The organism is Streptomyces sp. NPDC048349, from assembly GCF_040651925.1.
Taxonomy (GTDB): domain Bacteria; phylum Actinomycetota; class Actinomycetes; order Streptomycetales; family Streptomycetaceae; genus Streptomyces.
In genome coordinates this window covers 1-20,190 of sequence record NZ_JBEZLA010000030.1, presented here as the reverse complement: position 1 = coordinate 20,190, position 20,190 = coordinate 1, and the positions used below count along the sequence as shown (strand labels likewise).

The window sequence follows — 20,190 nt, the reverse complement described above, 5'->3', positions numbered from 1 at the left end:
CTCCCTCACAGCTTTTTGACGCTCTTCACGCCCTTGACGGCCTTGACGCCCTTTATGCGGACGGCCTTGTTGGCGCGGGAGCGCGCGGTCTTGAGGCGCAGGCCGCCGCGCTGGCTGCCGATGCGCAGGCCGGTGCCGCCGGCCAGCCAGCCGGAGGACACGTCCTTGCCCTGCGGCGGTCCGCCGCCGGCTTCGACGGCCATCGGGTCGTTCTCGGCCCGGCGGGCCAGCGCCATGACGAACGGCACGGTGAACGGCGCGAGCAGCAGGTCGTAGAGGGTGGCGGTGAACAGCAGCCCGGTCAGGCCCACGTGGCGGGCGGCGGTGTCGCCGACGAGGGCGCCCACGCTCGCGTAGAGCAGGGTGGAGCCGATCGCCGCGGCGACGACGGTGAGCAGGGGACCCCAGGCGGAGCGGAACCGTCCGTTGTCGGGGCGCACCAGGCCGGCCACGTAGCCGATGACGCACAGGACGAGGGCGTACCGTCCGGCGGCGTGGTCGGCGGGGGGCGCGAGGTCGGCGAGGAGCCCCGCGGCGAAGCCGATGAGGGCGCCGCTGACGTGCCCGTACACGAGTGCGAGGGCCACGACGGTGAGCAGCAGCAGGTCCGGTACGGCGCCGGGCAGTTGGAGCCGGCCCAGCACGGTGACCTGCACGACGAGGGCGACCACGATGAGCGTGGCCGAGAGCAGGATCCGGTTGAAGCGCATGGTCGGTGTGCTCCTACTCGTCGGCCGGCTGGCCGGGCGCGCTGGCGGACCCGGACGGGGTGACCGTGACGGTGACCGTCGGGATGGGCTTGGGGGCCTCGGGCTTGGGCGGCAGGACGGCGTCGCGCGGGTCCTCGCGCGGCGGCATCACCACGACGCCGACGATGTCCAGGCGCGAGAAGCCCACGAACGGCCGTACCCAGACGGTGCGGGTCAGGTCGCCGCGGGCGGGGTCGACCTTGATGACCTCGCCGATCGGGACGCCGGGCACGAAGGGCTTGTTTCCGTGCGAGCCGAAGGTGACGAGGCGGTCTCCGGGGCCGATCTTGGCCTTGCCGTTGAGCATCTGGACGGACAGGGCGCGGTCGCCCTGTCCGGTGGCGAAGCCGAGTTCGCCCGTCTTCTCCAGGCGGGTGCCGACGGTGAAGTCGGGGTCGTTGGCGAGCACGACGGTGGCGGTGTCGGGACCGACGGTGGTGACCCGGCCGACGAGTCCGTCCCCGTTGAGGACGGTCATGTCGCGCTCGATGCCGTCCTTGCTCCCCGCGTCGATGGTGACGGTCCAGGAGAATCCCTGGGCCGCTCCTATGGCGATGACCTCGGCACCCTTGATGCCGTACTGTCCGGCGCCCGCCCGCTTGAGCATCTCGTCGAGCTCGCGGATGCGGCTGCGGGTCTGGTCCTCGCTGCCCAGCTTGGCCTTCAGGGCAGCGTTCTGCTGCTCCAGCACGGCGATGCGGTTGTGGCGTTCGCCGGAGTCCCGGACCGCCCCTATGGCGTTGGCGACCGGGTCGACGGCGGTGGCCACGCCCTTCTCGACCGGGCCGAAGACCGCTGCGGCGGCCTGCCGGGCACCGTCGACCGGCGACTCCTCGCCTGCCCTGATGTCCACCGTGATCAGTGCGAACGCGATGGCGATCAGAAGCACCAGGAGCAGCCGGCTTTCTCGTGTGTCCCTCACGTGCGGCGGCCGTGCCTTCCTCGTCGGAATGTTGTTTTGCCTGTATATCAACGATCCGCCGCACGGGCCCGGTAGCACCCGTACGGCGGATCCTTGTGTGTTCCGCATGGTCCCTCCGGCGCGGAGGGGTGTGGTCAGCGACGGGGCTGGGCGTCCAGGACCTGCTGGAGGGCCTCGAACTCCTCGACGCACTTGCCGGATCCGAGCGCGACGGAGTCGAGCGGGTCTTCCGCGATGTGGATGGGCATGCCGGTCTCGCGCCGCAGACGCTCGTCGAGGCCGCGGAGCAGGGCGCCGCCGCCGGTCAGGACGATGCCGCGGTCCATGATGTCGCCGGAGAGCTCCGGCGGGCACTTGTCGAGGGTGGTCTTGACGGCGTCGACGATGGCGTTGACGGGCTCCTCGATGGCCTTGCGGACCTCGGCGGCCGAGATGACGACCGTCTTGGGCAGCCCGGAGACCAGGTCGCGGCCGCGGATCTCGGTGTGCTCGTCCTTGTCGAGGTCGTACGCCGACCCGATGGTGATCTTGATCTGCTCGGCGGTGCGCTCGCCGAGGAGGAGCGAGTACTCCTTCTTGATGTGCTGGATGATCGCGTTGTCGAGCTCGTCGCCGGCCACCCGGATGGACTGCGCCGTGACGATTCCGCCGAGGGAGATGACGGCGACCTCGGTGGTCCCGCCGCCGATGTCCACGACCATGTTGCCGGTGGCCTCGTGGACGGGCAGACCCGAGCCGATGGCGGCGGCCATGGGCTCCTCGATGATGTGCACCTGGCGGGCGCCGGCCTGCGTGGACGCCTCGATGACGGCGCGCCGCTCCACTCCGGTGATGCCGGAGGGCACGCAGACCACGACGCGCGGACGCGCCAGGTAGCGTCGCTTGTGGATCTTGAGGATGAAGTACCGGAGCATGCGCTCGGTGATTTCGAAGTCGGCGATGACGCCGTCCTTGAGGGGCCTTACGGCGACGATGTTGCCGGGCGTGCGCCCGATCATCTTCTTCGCCTCGGAGCCGACCGCCAGAATGCCGCCGGTGTTCGTGTTGATGGCGACCACGGACGGCTCGTTCAGGACGATCCCCCGGCCCCTCACGTACACCAGCGTGTTGGCGGTCCCGAGGTCGATCGCCATGTCACGGCCGATGAACGACATGTTGTTCCCCTTGTTCCCCATGAGGAGCGTCTGGCCTTCCAGTTGATAGCGGCTGCTGTCAGGTCGGCGAGTGGGTGTGTGGGTGGAGGCCCCATCGTAGTGCCGCGAGTGCGAACACCGCGCGACGGGACTCCGGCAATCCCGCCGGAATGGATACCCGCCCCCTTACTGGTGACGACGTGTCCTGCCCAGGCGTTCCCGCTCCTGCCCGGAAATACCGAAGGGCGACCGAAATTACTTCGGTCGCCCCAGGTCATGAGCGCTATTTGGCTGATGTCGCGTCAGGGTCAGAGCGCCGGGAAGAACAGCTTCAGCTCGCGCTCCGCGGACTCCTCGGAGTCCGAGGCGTGGATCAGGTTCTCCCGGACGATGGTGCCGAAGTCGCCCCGGATGGAGCCGGGCGCGGCGGCGATAGGGTCGGTGGGACCGGCCAGCTGGCGGACGCCCTCGATCACGCGTTCCCCTTCGACGACCAGCGCCACGATCGGACCACTGGCCATGAAGCCCATGAGGGGCTCGTAGAAGGGCTTGCCCTTGTGCTCGCCGTAGTGCGCCTCGAGCGTCTCCTGGTCCAGGGTGCGCATCTCCAGCGCGGGGATGGTCCAGCCGGCCTTCCGCTCGATACGGCCGATGATCTCGCCCACCAGACCGCGACGGACGGCGTCGGGCTTCAGCAGGACGAGGGTGCGCTGGGTCATGTTGCGGCTCCTTGCGGCATACGGGTGCGGTAGGACGAATCTACAGGCCCTATCGGGGGAGCTGTCACGCAGCGTCAGGCGTCCCGGGAGCCGCCGGCGCGGCCTCCGCCGTGGCCGCCCAGCGGGCCTTGATCGTGTCGATCTTGCGGCCGTAGTGCACCGAGCACCACCACAGCCCCGCGAACACCGCGCCGAGGAAGAACATCGTCGGGACGACGAACCCGCTCACGATCAGGCCGATCTGCAGGGCCCAGCCCAGCTGGACCGCCCCGGGACGCGAGAGCATCCCGCACAGCAGCACCGAGAGCGCCATCGTGACCCCGCACACCGTCCACACCGCGGCCTGGGTCAGGTCGGGGTTCTTCATGGCCACCAGGCCCGCGAAGCCGATCACGAAGAACTCGCCGATCAGCGTGCTCGCACACAGCGTGCGCATCCTCAGCCCCTCTTCAGCAGCAGGCGGGCCTCGCCCACCGTGATCACGGAACCGGTCACCAGGACCCCGGCCCCTCCGTACTCGGCCTCTTCCTCCGCCAGGGTGATCGCCGCCTCGAGGGCGTCGTCCAGCCGCGGCTCCACCTGCACCCGGTCCTGCCCGAAGACCTCCACCGCGATGGCCGCCAGCTCGTCGGCGCCCATCGACCGGTGGCTGGAGTTCTCCGTCACCACCACCTCCGCGAAGATCGGCTCGAAGGCCTCGAGCACCCCGCGGACGTCCTTGCCCTCGCTCGCGGCCACGACGCCGATCAGCCGGCTGAAGCCGAAGGACTCGGTGACCGCCTCCGCGGTGACCGCAGCCCCCGCCGGATTGTGCGCCGCGTCCAGCACCACCGTCGGGCTGCGCCGCACGACCTCCATGCGGCCCGGCGAGGTCACCGAGGCGAAGGCCTTGCGCACGGTGTCCGCGTCCAGCACCCGCGCGTGCTCCTGACCGCCGGTGCCGACCCCGAAGAAGGCCTCGACCGCCGCCAGCGCCACCGCCGCGTTGTGCGCCATGTGCGCCCCGTACAGCGGCAGGAAGACGCCCTCGTACTCCCCGCCGACCCCGCGCAGCGTCAGCTGCTGGCCGCCGACCGCGACCTCGCGCGAGACCACGCCGAACTCCATGCCCTCGCGGGCCACCGTCGCGTCGACCTCGACGGCCTTCTTCAGCAGCACCTGCGCCGCGTCCACCGGCTGCTGCGCCAGGATCACGGTGGCACCCTGCTTGATGATGCCGCCCTTCTCCTGGGCGATCTCGCCGGGCGTGGTGCCGAGCCGGTCGGTGTGGTCCAGGCTGATCGGGGTGACCACGGCGACCGAGCCGTCGATGACGTTGGTCGCGTCCCAGGTGCCGCCCATGCCGACCTCGACCACGGCGGCGTCCACCGGGGCGTCCGCGAAGGCCGCGTACGCCATTGCGGTGAGCACCTCGAAGAACGAGAGCCGGTACTCCTGGGAGGCGTCGACCATCTCCACGTACGGCTTGATGTCGTGGTACGTCTCGATGAACCGCTCGGCGGTGACCGGCGCCCCGTCGAGGCTGATCCGCTCGGTGACCGACTGCACGTGCGGGCTGGTGTAGCGGCCGGTGCGCAGCTCGAAGGCGTTCAGCAGGGCCTCGATCATGCGGGCCGTGCTGGTCTTGCCGTTCGTGCCGGTGACGTGGATGGAGGGGTACGCGCGCTGCGGCTCGCCCAGGAGGTCCATCAGCGCGGCGATCCGCGTCACGGACGGCTCCAGCTTGGTCTCGCCCCAGCGGGTGGCCAGCTCCTGCTCCACCTCCAGCAGCGCCTTCGCGACCTCCGGGTCGAGGGGGCGGGCGGGCACCGGGTCGCCCTGGGGCGGTCCGGCCTGGGCGCGCAGGGTACGGCTGCCGGCCTCGATCACCGCCAGGTCGGGGTCGCGGTCGGACTCTTCCGCCACGATCTGGTCGAACTCGTCGGATTCGTCGAAGGCGCCGTCGCGGTCGCGGTCGTGGCTCTCGGGCTGCTGCTCACTCACGGAACCCAGTCTACGGACGCCGACCTGCGCGACCTTCGGCCCGGGCGTTTCGGGACCTTCGGCCGCCGGGGCGACCGAATCGTTATGCAAGCCTGCGGGCAGGAGATGTGGGAACAAATGCCGCAGGCCAGCAGCAACACGACAGCATCAGACGGCATCCAGCCGCGACACACGGAGTCAGCTGCGTCAGCTCCCGCCCCACGAAGTCGTGGACGTCACGGGCGTTGCCCGCTGTTCCGGTACGGGGAAGGCCCCCACGTCGACCGACGGCGTGGGGGCCTTCTTCGTACCTCTGGTGCCCGCGCGGACTAGGCGGCGGGCAGCCCGTCCAGCTGGGCCTGGATCCGGGCGATGTCCGCCTCGGCCTTGGCCAGCCGGCCCTTGATCTTGTCCACGACGTTGTCGGGAGCCTTGGCCAGGAAGGCCTCGTTCCCGAGCTTGGCCTCGGCCTGCTGCTTCTCCTTCTCGGCGGCGGCCAGGTCCTTGCTCAGCCGCTTGCGCTCGGCGGCCACGTCGATGGTGCCCGACAGGTCGAGCGCGACCGTGGCGCCGGCGACCGGGAGGGTCGCGGTGGCGCTGAAGGAGTCGCCCTCCGGCTGGAGGCGCAGCAGCTGGCGGATGGCGCCCTCGTGCGCGGACAGCGGCGTACCCGACAGGTCCAGGCGGGCCGGGACCTTCTGGCCGTCCTGCAGGCCCTGCTCCTTGCGGAAGCGGCGGACCTCGGTGACCACGGCCTGGACGGAGCCGATCTCGGCCTCGGCGGCCTCGTCGCGGAAACCACTGTCCTTCGGCCAGTCGGCGATCACCAGCGACTCGCCGCCGGTCAGCGTCGTCCACAGCGTCTCGGTGACGAAGGGGACCACCGGGTGCAGCAGGCGCAGCATGACGTCGAGGACCTCGCCGAGGACCCGGCCGGAGACCTTGGCCTGCTCGCCGCCCGCGAAGAAGGTGGTCTTCGAGAGCTCGACGTACCAGCTGAAGACCTCGTCCCACGCGAAGTGGTAGAGGGAGTCCGACAGCTTCGAGAACTGGTAGTCCTCGTAGTACGCGTCGACCTCGGCCACGGTCTTGTTCAGCCGCGACAGGATCCAGCGGTCGGTCGCCGACATCTGCTCGACCGGCGGCAGCTCGCCCTCGATCGTCGCCCCGTTCATCAGCGCGAAGCGGGTGGCGTTCCAGATCTTGTTGGCGAAGTTCCGGGAGGCCTGGACCCAGTCCTCGCCGATCGGGACGTCGACACCCGGGTTGGCGCCGCGGGCCAGGGTGAAGCGGACCGCGTCGGAACCGTACGCGTCCATCCAGTCCAGCGGGTTGACCGCGTTGCCGAAGGACTTCGACATCTTCTTGCCGCGCTCGTCGCGGACCATGCCGTGAAGGGCGATGGTGTGGAACGGCGGGGTGCCGTCCATGGCGTACAGGCCGAACATCATCATCCGGGCGACCCAGAAGAAGAGGATGTCGTAGCCGGTGACCAGGACGGAGTTCGGATAGAACTTCGCCAGGCTCTCGGTCTGCTGCGGCCAGCCGAGCGTGGAGAAGGGCCACAGGCCCGACGAGAACCAGGTGTCGAGGACGTCGGTGTCCTGGGTCCAGCCGTCGCCCGAGGGCGGCTGCTCGTCCGGGCCGACGCAGACGATCTCGCCGTTCGGGCCGTACCAGACCGGGATGCGGTGGCCCCACCACAGCTGGCGCGAGATGCACCAGTCGTGGAGGTTGTCGACCCAGTCGAAGTAGCGCTTCTCCATGTCCTGCGGGTGGATCGTGACCCGGCCGTCGCGGACGGCGTCGCCGGCGGCCTTGGCGAGCGGGCCGACCTTGACCCACCACTGGAGGGACAGGCGCGGCTCGATGGCGGTCTTGCAGCGCGAGCAGTGGCCGACCGAGTGGGGGTACGGACGCTTCTCGGCAATGATCCGGCCCTCGGCGCGCAGCGCGGCGACGATGGCGGAGCGGGCTTCCAGGCGGTCCAGGCCCAGGAAGGGGCCGTGGACGGTGATGACGGCGTGCTCGTCCATGACGGCGAGGTTCGGCAGGCCGTGGCGCTGGCCGATCTCGAAGTCGTTCGGGTCGTGCGCCGGGGTCACCTTGACGGCGCCCGTGCCGAACGCGGGGTCGACGTGCTCGTCCGCGACGATCGGGATGCGGCGGCCGGTCAGCGGCAGCTCGATCTCGGTGCCGACCATGTGCCGGTAGCGCTCGTCCTCGGGGTGGACGGCGACGGCGGTGTCGCCGAGCATCGTCTCGGCGCGCGTGGTCGCCACGACGATGGAGTTCTCGCCTTCCCCGTACCGGATGGAGACGAGTTCGCCGTCGTCGTCCTGGTACTCGACCTCGATGTCGGAGATCGCGGTGAGACAGCGCGGGCACCAGTTGATGATGCGCTCGGCACGGTAGATGAGCTCGTCGTCGTAGAGCTTCTTGAAGATCGTCTGGACGGCCTGGGACAGGCCCTCGTCCATGGTGAAGCGCTCACGGGACCAGTCGACGCCGTCGCCGAGGCGGCGCATCTGGCCGCTGATCTGGCCGCCGGACTCGCCCTTCCACTGCCAGACGCGCTCGACGAACGCCTCGCGGCCCAGGTCGTGGCGGGACTTGCCCTCCTTGGCGAGCTCGCGCTCGACGACGTTCTGGGTGGCGATACCGGCGTGGTCCATGCCGGGCTGCCACAGCGTCTCGTAGCCCTGCATGCGCTTGCGGCGGGTCAGGGCGTCGATCAGCGTGTGCTCGAAGGCGTGCCCCAGGTGGAGCGAGCCCGTGACGTTCGGCGGCGGGATGACGATGGTGTACGGCGGCTTCTCGCTCTTCGCGTCGGCCTCGAAATACCCACGTTCTACCCAGCGCTCGTAGAGCTTCCCCTCTACCTCGGCCGGCGCGTAGGTCGTCGGCAGTTCGGAGTTGGGGCTGCTGGGTGTCTGCGTGTTCTCGGTCACGAGCCACAGTTTAGGGCCGTAACAGTCCAGTCATGAAACCGGTAATCGGGGGCCCCCGGAGCCCTGCCCGCCCACGGCTTCCGACAGGATGTGTGGAACGTATAAGCAACCTCATTGGGGGACGCGGGATGAGCTACAACCAGCCGGGACCTTACGGACAGCAGCCGCAGCAGCCCGGGCCGTACGGGCAGCAGCCCCCGCCGCCGCCGGGGCCCTACGGACAGCCCGCGCCCCAGCCCGGTTACGGCTACCCGCAGCAGCCGGGCGTCCCGCCGCAGGGATACCCGCAGCAGCAGCAGCCGGGCTACGGCTACCAGCAGCCCCCGTACGGCGGGATGCCCCCGCAGGAGCCGAAGAAGTCGAAGGCCGGCGTCATCACCGCGGTGGTCGTCGCGATCGCGGTGATCGCGGGCGGCGGCTGGTACTTCCTGGGCGGTGGAGCGGGCGGCGCCATCGCCGCCGACACCAAGGGCTACAAGCTGTCCTACCCCGCTGCGGTCGACAGTTACCAGAAGGCGCCGGACGCCTCCGGTGCCCCCGCGGCCGACACCCCGGTCACCGGGGAGGGCAAGGCCAAGGCCGAGGCGCTCGGAGTGCAGAACGCGCACAACGCGACCGCCAAGTACCGCATCGGCAATGACGACAAGGGCAAGCAGCTCGCGGCCAACGGCCTTTGGGGCGAGATCGCCGACCCGGAGAAGGCGGTGGACGGCTACTACGCCGGCATCGGCCAGAACAACAAGGAAACCGAGAAGCTCGGCTTCAAGTACGAGCTGGTCGGCGCTCCGAAGGAGTTCACCCCGGCCGGGTTCGAGGGCGCGGTGATGAAGTGCGCCAACATCAAGATGATCAGCACCAAGCCCGGCACGGGCAAGACGCCCAAGGACGCCGAGATCCCCTCCTGCGCCTGGGGCGACCACTCCACCCTGGTCGGCATCAACGCCGCCGATCCTGCAGCGGTCGTGCTCGGCGGGAGTAGCGGCACCCTCGACGAGGTGGCCGCGCTGGCGGCGAAGCTCTACAACACCTCCCGCACCAAGGCCTGATCGAGCCAGCGGCTTGCACGGGCACTTGTCTCCGTGCAAGCCGGCCGCGGCCAGATCATCGCTACGCTGCGTTGCACGCCCCCGCGGCGTCTTCGGTCCTGACCCCTATACCGGTCAGGCCCCAATAGCAGTTCACCCAGCGCCCCACGTTCGAATAGTTGGCGCCAGACCTGCAAGCAGACTCCACCTTCGGCCCGACGTTGTAGCCCCTGTCAAACAGGTAGAGCTGGCAATCGCCCTGATCCGCCGACGCGGGTGACGCCACCACGATCGGCAGCGCAGTGGCGGCGAGTGCCACCGCCAGGACTCCCGCTGCACGCTTCAACTTCATGCCTCGTTCCCTTCACTGAAAGACGACTCGAGACACAGTTGATCAAGAGGGCGGGGGCCCCACGCGGCTCACGGGAATCTTTGTCCGACTATCGATCAAGGTAGTCCGGAATGCGAGGAGGGGCGCCCCCGGTCGGGGACGCCCCTTCTGCTTGCCGCTCTGTGATTACGCCGACTTCTCGTGCGGTCCCTGGTCCTTCGGGACGATGCGGGGGACCAGCGTCGGGTTGACGTTGGAGCGGACCACGTCGGCGGTGATGACCACGCGGGCCACGTCCTTGCGGGACGGGACCTCGTACATCACCGACATCAGGACCTCCTCCATGATGGCGCGCAGGCCGCGCGCGCCCGTCTGGCGCAGGATCGCCTGGTCCGCGATGGCTTCGAGCGCTTCCCGCTCGAAGTCCAGTTCCACACCGTCGAGTTCGAACAACCGCTGGTACTGCTTGACCAGCGCGTTACGCGGCTCGATGAGGATCTGGAGCAGGGCCTCGCGGTCCAGGTTGTGCACGGAGGTCAGCACGGGGAGGCGGCCGATGAACTCGGGGATCATCCCGAACTTCACCAGGTCCTCCGGCATGACCTCCTGGAACTGGTCGCTCGCCTCGATCTCCCGCTTCGAGCGGATCGTCGCCCCGAAGCCGATGCCCTTGGCGCCCGCGCGCGACTCGATGATCTTCTCCAGGCCGGCGAAGGCGCCGCCCACGATGAAGAGCACGTTCGTCGTGTCGATCTGGATGAACTCCTGGTGCGGGTGCTTGCGGCCGCCCTGCGGGGGGACGGACGCCGTCGTGCCCTCGAGGATCTTGAGGAGGGCCTGCTGCACGCCCTCGCCCGAGACGTCGCGGGTGATCGACGGGTTTTCGCTCTTGCGGGCGACCTTGTCGATCTCGTCGATGTAGATGATCCCGGTCTCGGCCTTCTTGACGTCGTAGTCCGCCGCCTGGATCAGCTTCAGCAGGATGTTCTCGACGTCCTCACCGACGTACCCGGCCTCCGTCAGCGCCGTCGCGTCGGCGATGGCGAACGGGACGTTCAGCATGCGCGCGAGCGTCTGGGCGAGGAGGGTCTTGCCGGAGCCGGTGGGGCCCAGCAGCAGGATGTTGGACTTCGCGAGCTCGATCGCGTCCTCGCGGCCCTGCGCGCCGCCGTTCTCGCCGGCCTGGACCCGCTTGTAGTGGTTGTACACCGCGACGGAGAGCGCCTTCTTCGCCGGCTCCTGGCCGACGACGTAGCTCTCCAGGAACTCGTAGATCTCACGGGGCTTGGGGAGTTCCTCCCACCGGACCTCGGAGGTCTCCGCGAGCTCCTCTTCGATGATCTCGTTGCAGAGGTCGATGCACTCGTCGCAGATGTACACACCGGGTCCTGCGATGAGCTTCTTCACCTGCTTCTGGCTCTTTCCGCAGAACGAGCACTTGAGCAGATCGCCGCCGTCACCGATGCGTGCCACGAGGTGCTTCCCCTTCGCCTGGGAGACGCCTGGTTCAGCGCTCCTGGTGCCTCATATCCGACGGTACCTTGCCGGGGGCCCCGTGCGGGGCCCCCTTGACGTGGTTCACATCGCCGGAATCCGGCGGCGTGCCACGCCAACTGGCGGCAAGGATCAGACCGCGCTGCTCTTACGGGTGGAGACGATCTGGTCGATCAGGCCGTACGCGAGTGCGTCCTCGGCCGTGAGGATCTTGTCGCGCTCGATGTCGTCGCGGATCTTCTCGATCGGCGTCGTCGAGTGCTTGGCCAGCATGGTCTCCAGCTGGTCGCGCATGCGCAGGATCTCGTTGGCCGCGATCTCCAGGTCGGAGAGCTGCTCACGGCCGGTGCCGCCGGAGGGCTGGTGGATCAGCACACGGGCGTTCGGCAGGGCCATGCGCTTGCCCGGGGTGCCGGCGGCGAGCAGGACCGCGGCGGCGGAGGCCGCCTGGCCCATGCAGACCGTCTGGATGTCGGGCTTCACGAACTGCATCGTGTCGTAGATCGCCGTCAGCGCCGTGAAGGAGCCGCCGGGGCTGTTGATGTAGATCGAGATGTCGCGGTCCGGGTCCATCGACTCCAGGCACAGCAGCTGCGCCATCACGTCGTTGGCGGAAGCGTCGTCGATCTGCACGCCGAGGAAGATCACGCGCTCCTCGAAGAGCTTCGCGTACGGGTCGTACTCGCGCACGCCCTGCGAGGTGCGCTCGACGAAGCGCGGAATGACGTAGCGGTTGTCCACCTGCGGGCCGGTGTAGAGGCCGCTCGCGGAGAAGTTGTTCTGCATCTGGGTGTTCACCATCCTGGTGGCGTTCTGCGGGCTGTCGGCTGCTGGGTACTGACGGTGGGAGCCGGGATCAGGCCCCGGTGCCGCCGCCGCCCGGCGCGTTGGACGCGGCCGAGATGATCTCGTCGATGAGGCCGTACTCCTTGGCCTCCTCGGCGGTGAACCAGCGGTCGCGGTCGCCGTCGCGGATGATCGCCTCGACGGTCTGGCCCGAGTGGAACGCGGTGATCTCGGCCATGCGCTGCTTGGTGCGCAGCAGGTACTGGGCCTGGATCTTGATGTCCGACGCGGTACCACCGATGCCGGCGGAGCCCTGGTGCATCAGGATGTCGGTGTTCGGCAGGGCGAAGCGCTTGCCCTTGGCGCCGCCGGTGAGCAGGAACTGGCCCATGGAGGCCGCCATGCCCATGCCGATGGTGACGACGTCGTTCTTGATGAACTGCATGGTGTCGTAGACGGCCATGCCGGCCGTCACGGAGCCACCGGGGCTGTTGATGTACAGGTAGATGTCCTTCTCGGGCTCGGCCGCGAGGAGGAGGAGCTGCGCGGTGATCTTGTTGGCGATCTCGTCGTCGACCTGCTGGCCGAGGAAGATGATGCGCTCGCCGAGCAGCCGGTTGTAGACATGGTCGCCGAGGCCGCCACCGATGGACGGCTCACCCGCGGCGTAAGGCATCAGATTCGTCACGTATCCACCTGCTCGTCTCCGACGGCCATGTGCCGTCTCAGCGTCTCGTTCTGGGGCGCGGCCCTGCCGTGCGGACGGGTCCGCCGGCATCCGGGTACTCCCGTGCCCTCGTATTCATGGACCCTAACGCGCAGGTAGGACAACGCCATCCCGCTTCCCGAACTGTTCGCTCGGAGCGCAAGGTCCTCGGCCCGTCCGGGGGCAGTGCCGAAGGGCCCGGACGCACTGGCGTCCGGGCCCTTCGGGTCACTGCTCGGCGGGCTTCGCCCGGGGTGTTACTTGGCCTCGTCGGCCGGCGCCTCGGCGTCGCCTTCGACGGCCGCCTCGACCGTCTCGGCGGCCTGCTCCTCGTCCTCGTCGGAGAGGTCGACGACCTCACCGTTGGTGTCGACGACCTTGGCCGCCTCGACGACGACCGCGAGGGCCTTGCCGCGGGCGACCTCGCCGACCAGCATCGGGACCTGGCCGCCCTCGACGACGGCCTGGGCGAACTGGTCCGGGGACATGCCGGAGGAGGCGGCGCGGCGCATGAGGTGCTCGGTGAGCTCCTCCTGGTTGACGCCCAGCTTCTCCTTGTTGACCAGCGCGTCGAGGACGAACTGGGTCTTGATGCCCTTGATCGCCTGCTCGGAGGTCTCGGCGTCGAACTCCTCGACCGTCTTGCCCTGGAACTCCAGGTACTTCTCGATGGTCAGACCCATCTGGCCGAGCTGGTGGTGCTCCAGGTTGTGCTTGCGGGTCTGGACCTCGTCCGCGAGCAGCTTCTCGGGGATCGGGACCTCGACGAGCTCCAGCAGCTTCTCCAGGACGCGCTCCTGGGCCTGCGTGGCCTGGTCGTACTGCTTCATGTTCTCGAGGCGCTTGCGGCTGTCGGCCTTGAGCTCCTCGAGGGTGTCGAACTCGCTCGCCATCTGGGCGAACTCGTCGTCCAGCTCCGGGAGCTCCTTGGCGGAGACCTTGGTGACCTTGACGGTGACCTCGGCGTCCTTGCCCTCGGCGGAGCCGCCCTTCAGCTGCGAGGTGAAGGTGGCCTCGCCGCCGGCCTCGAGACCGGTGACGGCCTCGTCGATGCCCTCGAGGAGCTCGCCCGAGCCGATGGTGTAGGAGACGTCGGAGGCGACGCCGTCGGGCAGCACCTCGCCGTCGACCTTGGCCTCGAGGTCGATGGTGACGACGTCACCCTCGGCGGCGGCGCGCTCGACGTCCTTGGTGGACGCGAAGCGGCCGCGCAGCTGCTCGACGGACTTCTCGACGTCCTCGTCGGAGACCTCGATGGCGTCGACCTCGACCTCGATGCCGGAGTAGTCCGGGATCTCGATCTCGGGGCGCACGTCGACCTCGGCGGTGAAGGCCAGCAGCTCGCCGTCCTTCAGCTCCGTGATGTCGACCTCGGGCTGGCCCAGCGGGTTCAGGTCGGCCTCGTTGACCGCCTCGGTGTAGAACTTCGGGAGGGCGTCGTTGACGGCCTCCTCCAGCACCGCACCGCGGCCGAAGCGCTGGTCGATGACGCGGGCCGGGATCTTGCCCTTGCGGAAGCCCTTCACCGTGACCTGCTGGTTGATCTTCTTGTACGCCGCGTCGAGGCTGTCCTTGAGCTCCTCGAAGGGCACCTCAACAGTGAGCCGAACCCGAGTCGGGTTCAGGGTCTCCACGGCGCTCTTCACGGTTCGGTCTCCTTGTGGCTGACTGCTGGGGATTCTGCCGTCACGCTGCGATTCAGCGGTTCAGCGGACTTCGGCCCGGTACATCAGACACACGGGCACGCAGCTTGCATAGTAACCGCAAGCGGCAATCAGCCCACAACGCGATCTTGTGGTGGCCCCCGATGGCTCGAAGGAGACACTGCTGGTGGTCGGGGTGGCCGGATTCGAACCGACGACCTTCCGCTCCCAAAGCGGACGCGCTACCAAGCTGCGCCACACCCCGTCGGTGCGACACGTAGGGTACATGCCCGGAGACCCTCTGATGTGCGGGGTTTACGGAGTTTCCGGGCCGGCTTCTCGGCGGGGGCTCGCGGCGCGCTCGAAAGCGGTGTGCACTCCCGCGGCGCGACCCGCTAGGATGCTGTCCGTGCCGCGGTCCTCGGACCTGCGGCGCGTGCGTTGCGGGTGTAGCTCAATGGTAGAGCACTAGTCTTCCAAACTAGCTACGCGGGTTCGATTCCCGTCACCCGCTCTGAGCACTCGAGGGCCGGGCCGGAGGATGTTTCCTCCGGCCCGGCCCTCGGTCGTTCTGCCCGGCCGTCCCGTCGGCCCGGCCAACGGGTCCCGGGGGGCGGCGGGTTGGCCGGTGCGGGATCGCCGCCCAGAGGGTGCGGGATCGCCGCCTAGAGCTTGATGTTCGCGATCATCGTGGCGAGCGAGTTGAGGAAACGGTTCACGTCGTCCGAGATCGAGCTGGACGCCAGGAAGAAGCCGAAGAGGGCCGCGACGATGGCGGGTCCCGTCTTGATGTGGTTGCCGCGGATCAGCACCACCAGGATGACCCCCAACAGAACCACCACTGACAGCGAAATGGCCACAACTGATCACACCTTCGGTCGTCCCCTGGTCGGCCCGGGGCGTACGGCCACGCACACCCACATGGACCATCCTCCCACCAACGGGCCCTGACTATCCGCCCCGTGACGAATCGCCATCGTTCCGCTTCCGCCGGCCTGCCGGGCGCTGCGGCTAGGCGAGGCCCAGGAGGGAGCGGACACGGGCGTACTTGGCGGACAGCCGCTCGCGCGTGGGGCCGTCCAGCACGGACAGGCGCGCGGGGTCGGCGTTGTGCGCGAGGTCGGCCTCCTTGACCAGCAGGGCGCCGGGGGTGGCGAGGATCCGGGCGGTGTACTGCTCGACCGGTTCGCCGGGGCGCTTGGTGACGGCGAGGACCATGTCCTTCACCGACTGCGGCAGGGCGGCGGAATCCAGCCAGGCCAGGCTGAGCGCCTCGTCCTCGACGGCGTCGTGGAGCCAGGCCGCCGCCTGCTGTTCGGGGGTGCCGCCGCGCAGGCGGACGCCCTCGGCCACGGCCGCGAGGTGCTCGGCGTACGGCCGGCCGGCCTTGTCGGTCTGGCCCTCGTGCGCGGCACGGGCCAGGGCCTCGACCTCGATGAGGGTCAGGGGGCTGCTCGTCATGCGATCTCCCTTGCCGCTGTCCGCAGGGCCTGCGCGGCCCGGTCCACATCCGCCTGCGTGGTACGCCAGTTGGAGAACGCGGCGCGCAGGGCGGGGGTTCCCCCGTAGACGGTCGGGGTGACGAAGACCTCGGCGGCCGCCGCCTCGCGCAGGGCGGTCAGCCGGGCCGGGGTGGGGTCGGCGGCCAGGGTGAAGCAGACGACGTTGAGGCGGACCGGCGCGAGCAGGGTGAAGGCGGGGTCCGCGCGCAGGTGCTCGCCGAGCGCGCGGGCGCAGGCGATGTCCCGTTCGACGATCTCCCGGTGGCCCTGGCGGCCGTACGCGCGGAGCGTGAACCATGCGGCGAGGGCGCGCAGCCGGTGGGAGTTCTCGGGGGTGAGGTGGACCAGGTCGGGGTGCTCGCCGAGGGGGCCGAGGTAGGCGGCGGAGTTCTGGAAGACGCGGGCTTGGAGGTCTTGGCGGCGGGTGAACTGGACGGCGCTGTCGTAGGGGACGTTGAGCCATTTGTGCAGGTCGACGCAGAGGGAGTCGGAGGCGTCGAGCCCGTCGGCGAGGCGGGCGTGGTCCGGGGAGAGGGCGGCGAAGGCGCCGAAGGCGGCGTCGGTGTGCAGCCAGAAGTCGTGGCGCCGCTTGAGGGCCGCGACGGCGCGGAGGTCGTCGAAGTCGACGGTGTTGACGGTGCCCGCGTTGGCGACGACGACGGCCGGGCCGGGGGTGTCGGCCAGGGCCCGGTCCAGGGCGGCCGGATCCACGGCCTCGCGGCCGGGCAGGGTCGGGACCTTGACGAGTGCGGCCCGCCCCAGGCCCAGGACGGACAGGGCCTTGGCGATGGAGGAGTGGGGGGCGCCGGAGAGGACGCGGACGGGGCCGAGGGCCGCGACGCCGTCCTCGGCCGGGGAGACGCCGAGGCGTTCGCCGAGCCATTCGCGGGCGATGGCCAGACCGGTGGTGTTGGACATGGTGGCGCCGCTGACGAAGGTGCCGCAGTGGGCGGGTGAGAGGTGGAAGAGCGAGCGGAGCCAGCCGACGGTTTCGCGTTCCAGGTCTTGGCCCGCGCCGTCGAGGGCGGAGTTGGAGTTCTGGTCGTGGGCGGCGGTGAGCCAGTCCCCGGCGAGGGCGGCGGGGGTGGCGCCGCCGGTGACGAACCCGAGGTAGCGGGGGCCGGCGGAGGCGGACAGCCGCGGCTCCCAGCGCTCCCGGAAGGCGGCGAGGGCGGCTTCGGCGCCCGCTCCGTGCTCCGGGAGGGGCTCGGCGGCGTGGTCCGGCTTCCCGGCGGGAGGTACGACGGGACGCGCGTCCAGGGCTGCGAGCGCGTCGGCGGCGGCGCGGCGGGTGGCGTCGAGGAGGTCGGGGAGCCGGGCGAGGTCGGCGGCGAGCGTGCGGTCCATGGGGGCACGGTAGGCGCCACCGCGGACGCGGGGGGCGTGCCAATCCGCACCAGGTGGCCGGTACGGCCCCGGCGGCGCGGGCCGGTACCGCCCCCGGCGGCGCACGGCCCGGCCCGCGGCGTCCAGGACCCCTGGTGGCCGCACACGGCTCCCGGCGGCCTCCGTCCGGCCCTGCCGGGCCGAGGGTGCGGCTTCGCGGCCCTGTGGGCCGTGCGGGGTGTCCCCGGGCGTGTGCGTCCGCGCAGCTTCGTCGGCGGCCGTGTCGCATCGGGACCGGAGGTCGGCGAGCCGGCGGGGGCGGGTGGGGTTAGGGGGAGCGGCGGATGAGGAGGAGGGCCCGGTCGTCGTTGACGTCCTTCGCCACCTTCTCGATCAGGTGCCAGGCCGCGCCGTCCCAGCCGGAGGCCACGTAGCGGTCGGCCTCGCCCGTGAGGCGGTCGATCCCCTCGCTGATCTCGCGGTCGGCCGTCTCGACCAGGCCGTCCGTGAAGAGCATCAGGACGTCGCCGCGGCGGAGGTTCCCGCGGGCGGGGGTGAATTCGGCGCCGTCGTAGACGCCGAGCAGCGGGCCCTCGCCGGTCTTCTCTTGCCAGCGTCCGGTGCCCGCGGAGAGCTGGAGGGCCGGGAGGTGGCCGGCGGAGAGCAGTTCGTAATCGCCGGTCTCCAGGTCCAGGACGAGGTGGATGGAGGTGGCGAAGCCCTCCTCCCAGTCCTGGCGCAGGAGGTAGCCGTTGGCGGCAGGGAGGAACTCCTGCGGCGGCAGCGCGCCGAGGAGGCCGCCGAAGGCGCCGGAGAGCAGCAGGGCCCGGGAGCCGGCCTCCATGCCCTTCCCGGAGACGTCGGTCAGGACGATCTCCAGGGTCCGGCCTCCGTTGGTGCGGGCGGCGACGACGAAGTCGCCGGAGAAGGACTGGCCGCCGGCGGGCCGCAGGGCCATCTCGCGGTGCCAGCCGCGCGGCAGGGCGGGCAGCTTGCTCTGGACGCGGATCCGTTCGCGCAGGTCGAAGAGCATGGTGCCGCCGCGCCGCCAGGGGACGCCGACGCGGCTGCGGAACTGCGCGATGACCAGCCCGAAGAATCCGCAGGCCGCGACCACCAGGACGGTGCCGGGGGTGACCCGTGCCGGTCCCTGGGTGTAGGGGCCGAGGACCAGGGCCTCGACGATCAGCGCGGTCGCGGAGGCCGCGTACAGGGCGAGGAGGCTGGCGGGGCGCAGCAGCAGCCCGCCGGCCACGATCGGCAGGACGAGCGCCGAGGGCGAGAACCAGACCGGCAGCATCATCGTGCCGCAGGCGATGGCGGGGATGGTGAGGAGCAGTCCGGCGAAGGCGAGCCAGTCGGAGGCGTCCCCGCGGAAGTAGTCGACGGCGGATTTGCGCAGGGAGGTGCGGGCCCGGTGCGACAGCATGCGCATCCGGGCCATGACGGTGTCCACGCGTGCTCCGGCCATTGCACCGGGACCTTATCCATCCCGCCTGTGGCCGCGCAGGGGTACCCCGCGTCCGGGGGTCCTCGCGCCGCCCGAAAACTCTTCGACGGGGACCGAGTGCCCTGATAGGGATGGCCGTATGGCACTTGAGATGCGCGTGTTGAAACGGGATGAGTGGGATGTCTGGTTCGATCAGCTGGAACTGGCGTTCGGCGGGGTGCCCGAGGTCGCACAGGGCCGGGAGCTCTACCGGTCCTTGACCGAGCCTGAACGCTCCCTCGGTGTCTGGGACGGCGGGGACTGCGTCGGCTCGGCCTCGGCGTTCACGTTCCGCCTCTCGGTTCCGGGCGGGGCGCTGGTGCCCGCGGCCGGGGTGACGATGGTGGGCGTCTCCCCCACGCACCGGCGGCGCGGCCTGCTCCGCTCGATGATGCGGCGCCTGCTGGACGACGTACGGGCGGCCGGTGAGCCGCTCGCCGTGCTGACGGCCTCGGATCCGGCGATCTACGGGCGCTTCGGTTACGGCACGGCCGCGTACGCGCTGGCCGTGGACATCGACACGACCCGCGTCCGGCTCTCCGTGCCCCCGGGGACGGACGAGGTGCGGGTGCGGCGCGTCGACCCGGAGAAGGCGATGGCGGACTGCGAGCGGGTGTACGCGGAACTGACCACCCGGCGGCCCGGCATGCCGGCCCGGCAGCCCGGCTGGGAGCGGTACGTGCTGGCGGATCCCCCGGAGGACCGCAACGGCGCCTCCCCGCTGCAGTGCGTGGTGGCCGAGGGCCCGGACGGCGAGATCTCCGGCTACGCCCGCTACCGGGTCAGGCCCGAGTGGGACCACTCCGGTTCTCAGGGCAAGGTCGAGGTCGTGGACCTCGACGCGCTCGGCCCGGAGGCGACGGCGGCGCTGTGGCGCTACCTGTTCGGGATCGACCTGACCTGGACGGTGCGGGCGTCCCGGCGGCCGGTGGACGATCCGGTACTGCACCTGGTCAGCGACGTCCGGCGGTCGAAGCCGAGCATGCGCGACTCGCTGCACGTACGGCTGGTGGACGTGGCGGCGGCACTCGCGGCGCGGTCGTACGCGGCCCCGCTGGACATGGTGCTGGAGGTCGAGGACGCGTTCTGCCCGTGGAACGAGGGGCGGTGGCGGCTGGTGGCCGACGGGTCGGGCTCCGCCACGTGCACGCGGACCGCGGAGCCGGCGGACCTGGAGCTGTCGGTGCGGGAGCTGGGCGCGGCGTACCTGGGCGGGATCACCCTGACGTCACTGGCCGCGGCGGGCCGGGTCCGCGAGCTGCGCCCGGGCGCTGCGGCCCGGGCCTCCCGCGCCTTCGCCGGGGACGTGGCGCCCTGGCTCCCGCACGGGTTCTAGTACCGGAATGGTTTGCCGGTCGGAGCACTAGGGGGTGTCTGACGGAGGTCCGCGGCGTCGCGGTGCCCGGCACGCACTCTCGCCGCACCGGCCGAAAGCCCAAGTACGTCCAGTAC

18 protein-coding genes and 2 tRNA genes are annotated in these 20,190 nt (G+C 70.3%); 3 read left to right on the top strand and 17 right to left on the bottom strand.

From position 1 onward, the window contains the following. Positions 1 to 5: 5 nt before the first annotated feature. The 7 genes from mreD to AB0D44_RS18015 form a co-directional block, all read right to left on the bottom strand. Positions 6 to 710, bottom strand: a complete 705-nt coding sequence (gene mreD, locus AB0D44_RS18045; RefSeq protein ID WP_362591472.1) for a rod shape-determining protein MreD — start codon at positions 708 to 710, stop codon at positions 6 to 8. A 13-nt stretch (positions 711 to 723) separates the two neighbouring features. Continuing rightward, the gene (gene mreC / locus AB0D44_RS18040; RefSeq protein WP_362591469.1) at positions 724 to 1,671 is read right to left on the bottom strand and encodes a rod shape-determining protein MreC; all 948 of its coding nucleotides are present in this window, start codon (positions 1,669 to 1,671) and stop codon (positions 724 to 726) included. A 134-nt stretch (positions 1,672 to 1,805) separates the two neighbouring features. Further along, positions 1,806 to 2,825 carry a rod shape-determining protein gene (locus AB0D44_RS18035; protein ID WP_008738981.1) on the bottom strand — a complete coding sequence of 340 codons (1,020 nt, stop codon included), beginning with the start codon at positions 2,823 to 2,825 and terminating at the stop codon, positions 1,806 to 1,808. A gap of 287 nt (positions 2,826 to 3,112) precedes the next feature. Next, positions 3,113 to 3,523, bottom strand: a complete 411-nt coding sequence (gene ndk / locus AB0D44_RS18030; RefSeq protein WP_362591466.1) for a nucleoside-diphosphate kinase — start codon at positions 3,521 to 3,523, stop codon at positions 3,113 to 3,115. Between the two features lie 64 nt (positions 3,524 to 3,587). Continuing rightward, positions 3,588 to 3,959, bottom strand: coding sequence for a DUF4233 domain-containing protein (locus AB0D44_RS18025; RefSeq protein ID WP_362591464.1), 372 nt, complete (start codon positions 3,957 to 3,959; stop codon positions 3,588 to 3,590). 2 nt (positions 3,960 to 3,961) lie between these two features. Continuing rightward, positions 3,962 to 5,506, bottom strand: coding sequence for a folylpolyglutamate synthase/dihydrofolate synthase family protein (locus AB0D44_RS18020; RefSeq protein WP_362591461.1), 1,545 nt, complete (start codon positions 5,504 to 5,506; stop codon positions 3,962 to 3,964). 308 nt (positions 5,507 to 5,814) lie between these two features. Then, the gene (locus AB0D44_RS18015; RefSeq protein ID WP_362591458.1) at positions 5,815 to 8,436 is read right to left on the bottom strand and encodes a valine--tRNA ligase; all 2,622 of its coding nucleotides are present in this window, start codon (positions 8,434 to 8,436) and stop codon (positions 5,815 to 5,817) included. 128 nt (positions 8,437 to 8,564) lie between these two features. On the opposite strand from AB0D44_RS18015, the gene AB0D44_RS18010 reads away from it, so the two are divergent. Beyond that, positions 8,565 to 9,482 (top strand): hypothetical protein, encoded by a 918-nt coding sequence (locus AB0D44_RS18010; protein ID WP_362591455.1) that lies wholly within the window; start codon positions 8,565 to 8,567, stop codon positions 9,480 to 9,482. A gap of 61 nt (positions 9,483 to 9,543) precedes the next feature. Here the strand turns inward: AB0D44_RS18010 and AB0D44_RS18005 are convergent, their stop codons facing one another. From AB0D44_RS18005 to AB0D44_RS17980, 6 genes are all read right to left on the bottom strand, one after another. After that, positions 9,544 to 9,813 (bottom strand): hypothetical protein, encoded by a 270-nt coding sequence (locus AB0D44_RS18005; protein ID WP_362591452.1) that lies wholly within the window; start codon positions 9,811 to 9,813, stop codon positions 9,544 to 9,546. Positions 9,814 to 9,978: 165 nt separating this feature from the next. Next, positions 9,979 to 11,265, bottom strand: coding sequence for an ATP-dependent Clp protease ATP-binding subunit ClpX (gene clpX / locus AB0D44_RS18000; RefSeq protein WP_030649983.1), 1,287 nt, complete (start codon positions 11,263 to 11,265; stop codon positions 9,979 to 9,981). A gap of 153 nt (positions 11,266 to 11,418) precedes the next feature. Continuing rightward, a complete protein-coding gene (locus AB0D44_RS17995) occupies positions 11,419 to 12,087 on the bottom strand; it encodes an ATP-dependent Clp protease proteolytic subunit (RefSeq protein ID WP_362591449.1) in 669 nt (222 codons plus the stop codon). Between the two features lie 55 nt (positions 12,088 to 12,142). Beyond that, complete coding sequence (locus tag AB0D44_RS17990) at positions 12,143 to 12,760, bottom strand: ATP-dependent Clp protease proteolytic subunit (protein WP_362591446.1); 618 nt, start codon at positions 12,758 to 12,760, stop codon at positions 12,143 to 12,145. Positions 12,761 to 13,035: 275 nt separating this feature from the next. Beyond that, on the bottom strand, positions 13,036 to 14,424 hold the full coding sequence (tig, locus tag AB0D44_RS17985; protein WP_362591443.1) for a trigger factor: 1,389 nt from the start codon (positions 14,422 to 14,424) through the stop codon (positions 13,036 to 13,038). A gap of 185 nt (positions 14,425 to 14,609) precedes the next feature. Further along, positions 14,610 to 14,686: transfer RNA gene (locus tag AB0D44_RS17980), tRNA-Pro, on the bottom strand. A 178-nt stretch (positions 14,687 to 14,864) separates the two neighbouring features. On the opposite strand from AB0D44_RS17980, the gene AB0D44_RS17975 reads away from it, so the two are divergent. Continuing rightward, positions 14,865 to 14,935, top strand: a tRNA-Gly gene (locus AB0D44_RS17975). A 151-nt stretch (positions 14,936 to 15,086) separates the two neighbouring features. On the opposite strand, the gene AB0D44_RS17970 is transcribed toward AB0D44_RS17975, so the two are convergent. From AB0D44_RS17970 to AB0D44_RS17955, 4 genes are all read right to left on the bottom strand, one after another. Further along, entirely contained in the window at positions 15,087 to 15,281 is a 195-nt protein-coding gene (locus AB0D44_RS17970; RefSeq protein WP_362591440.1) for a hypothetical protein, read from the bottom strand. A gap of 151 nt (positions 15,282 to 15,432) precedes the next feature. After that, complete coding sequence (locus AB0D44_RS17965) at positions 15,433 to 15,882, bottom strand: HD domain-containing protein (protein ID WP_362591438.1); 450 nt, start codon at positions 15,880 to 15,882, stop codon at positions 15,433 to 15,435. After that, on the bottom strand, positions 15,879 to 17,270 hold the full coding sequence (locus AB0D44_RS17960; RefSeq protein WP_362591436.1) for a pyridoxal-dependent decarboxylase: 1,392 nt from the start codon (positions 17,268 to 17,270) through the stop codon (positions 15,879 to 15,881). The genes AB0D44_RS17965 and AB0D44_RS17960 overlap by 4 nt, the downstream gene beginning before the upstream one ends. A gap of 307 nt (positions 17,271 to 17,577) precedes the next feature. Then, positions 17,578 to 18,720 (bottom strand): PP2C family protein-serine/threonine phosphatase, encoded by a 1,143-nt coding sequence (locus AB0D44_RS17955; protein WP_362591433.1) that lies wholly within the window; start codon positions 18,718 to 18,720, stop codon positions 17,578 to 17,580. A 118-nt stretch (positions 18,721 to 18,838) separates the two neighbouring features. Here AB0D44_RS17955 and AB0D44_RS17950 point away from each other — a divergent pair, with 118 nt between their 5' ends. Next, on the top strand, positions 18,839 to 20,074 hold the full coding sequence (locus AB0D44_RS17950) for a GNAT family N-acetyltransferase (protein WP_362591430.1): 1,236 nt from the start codon (positions 18,839 to 18,841) through the stop codon (positions 20,072 to 20,074). Positions 20,075 to 20,190: the final 116 nt, after the last annotated feature.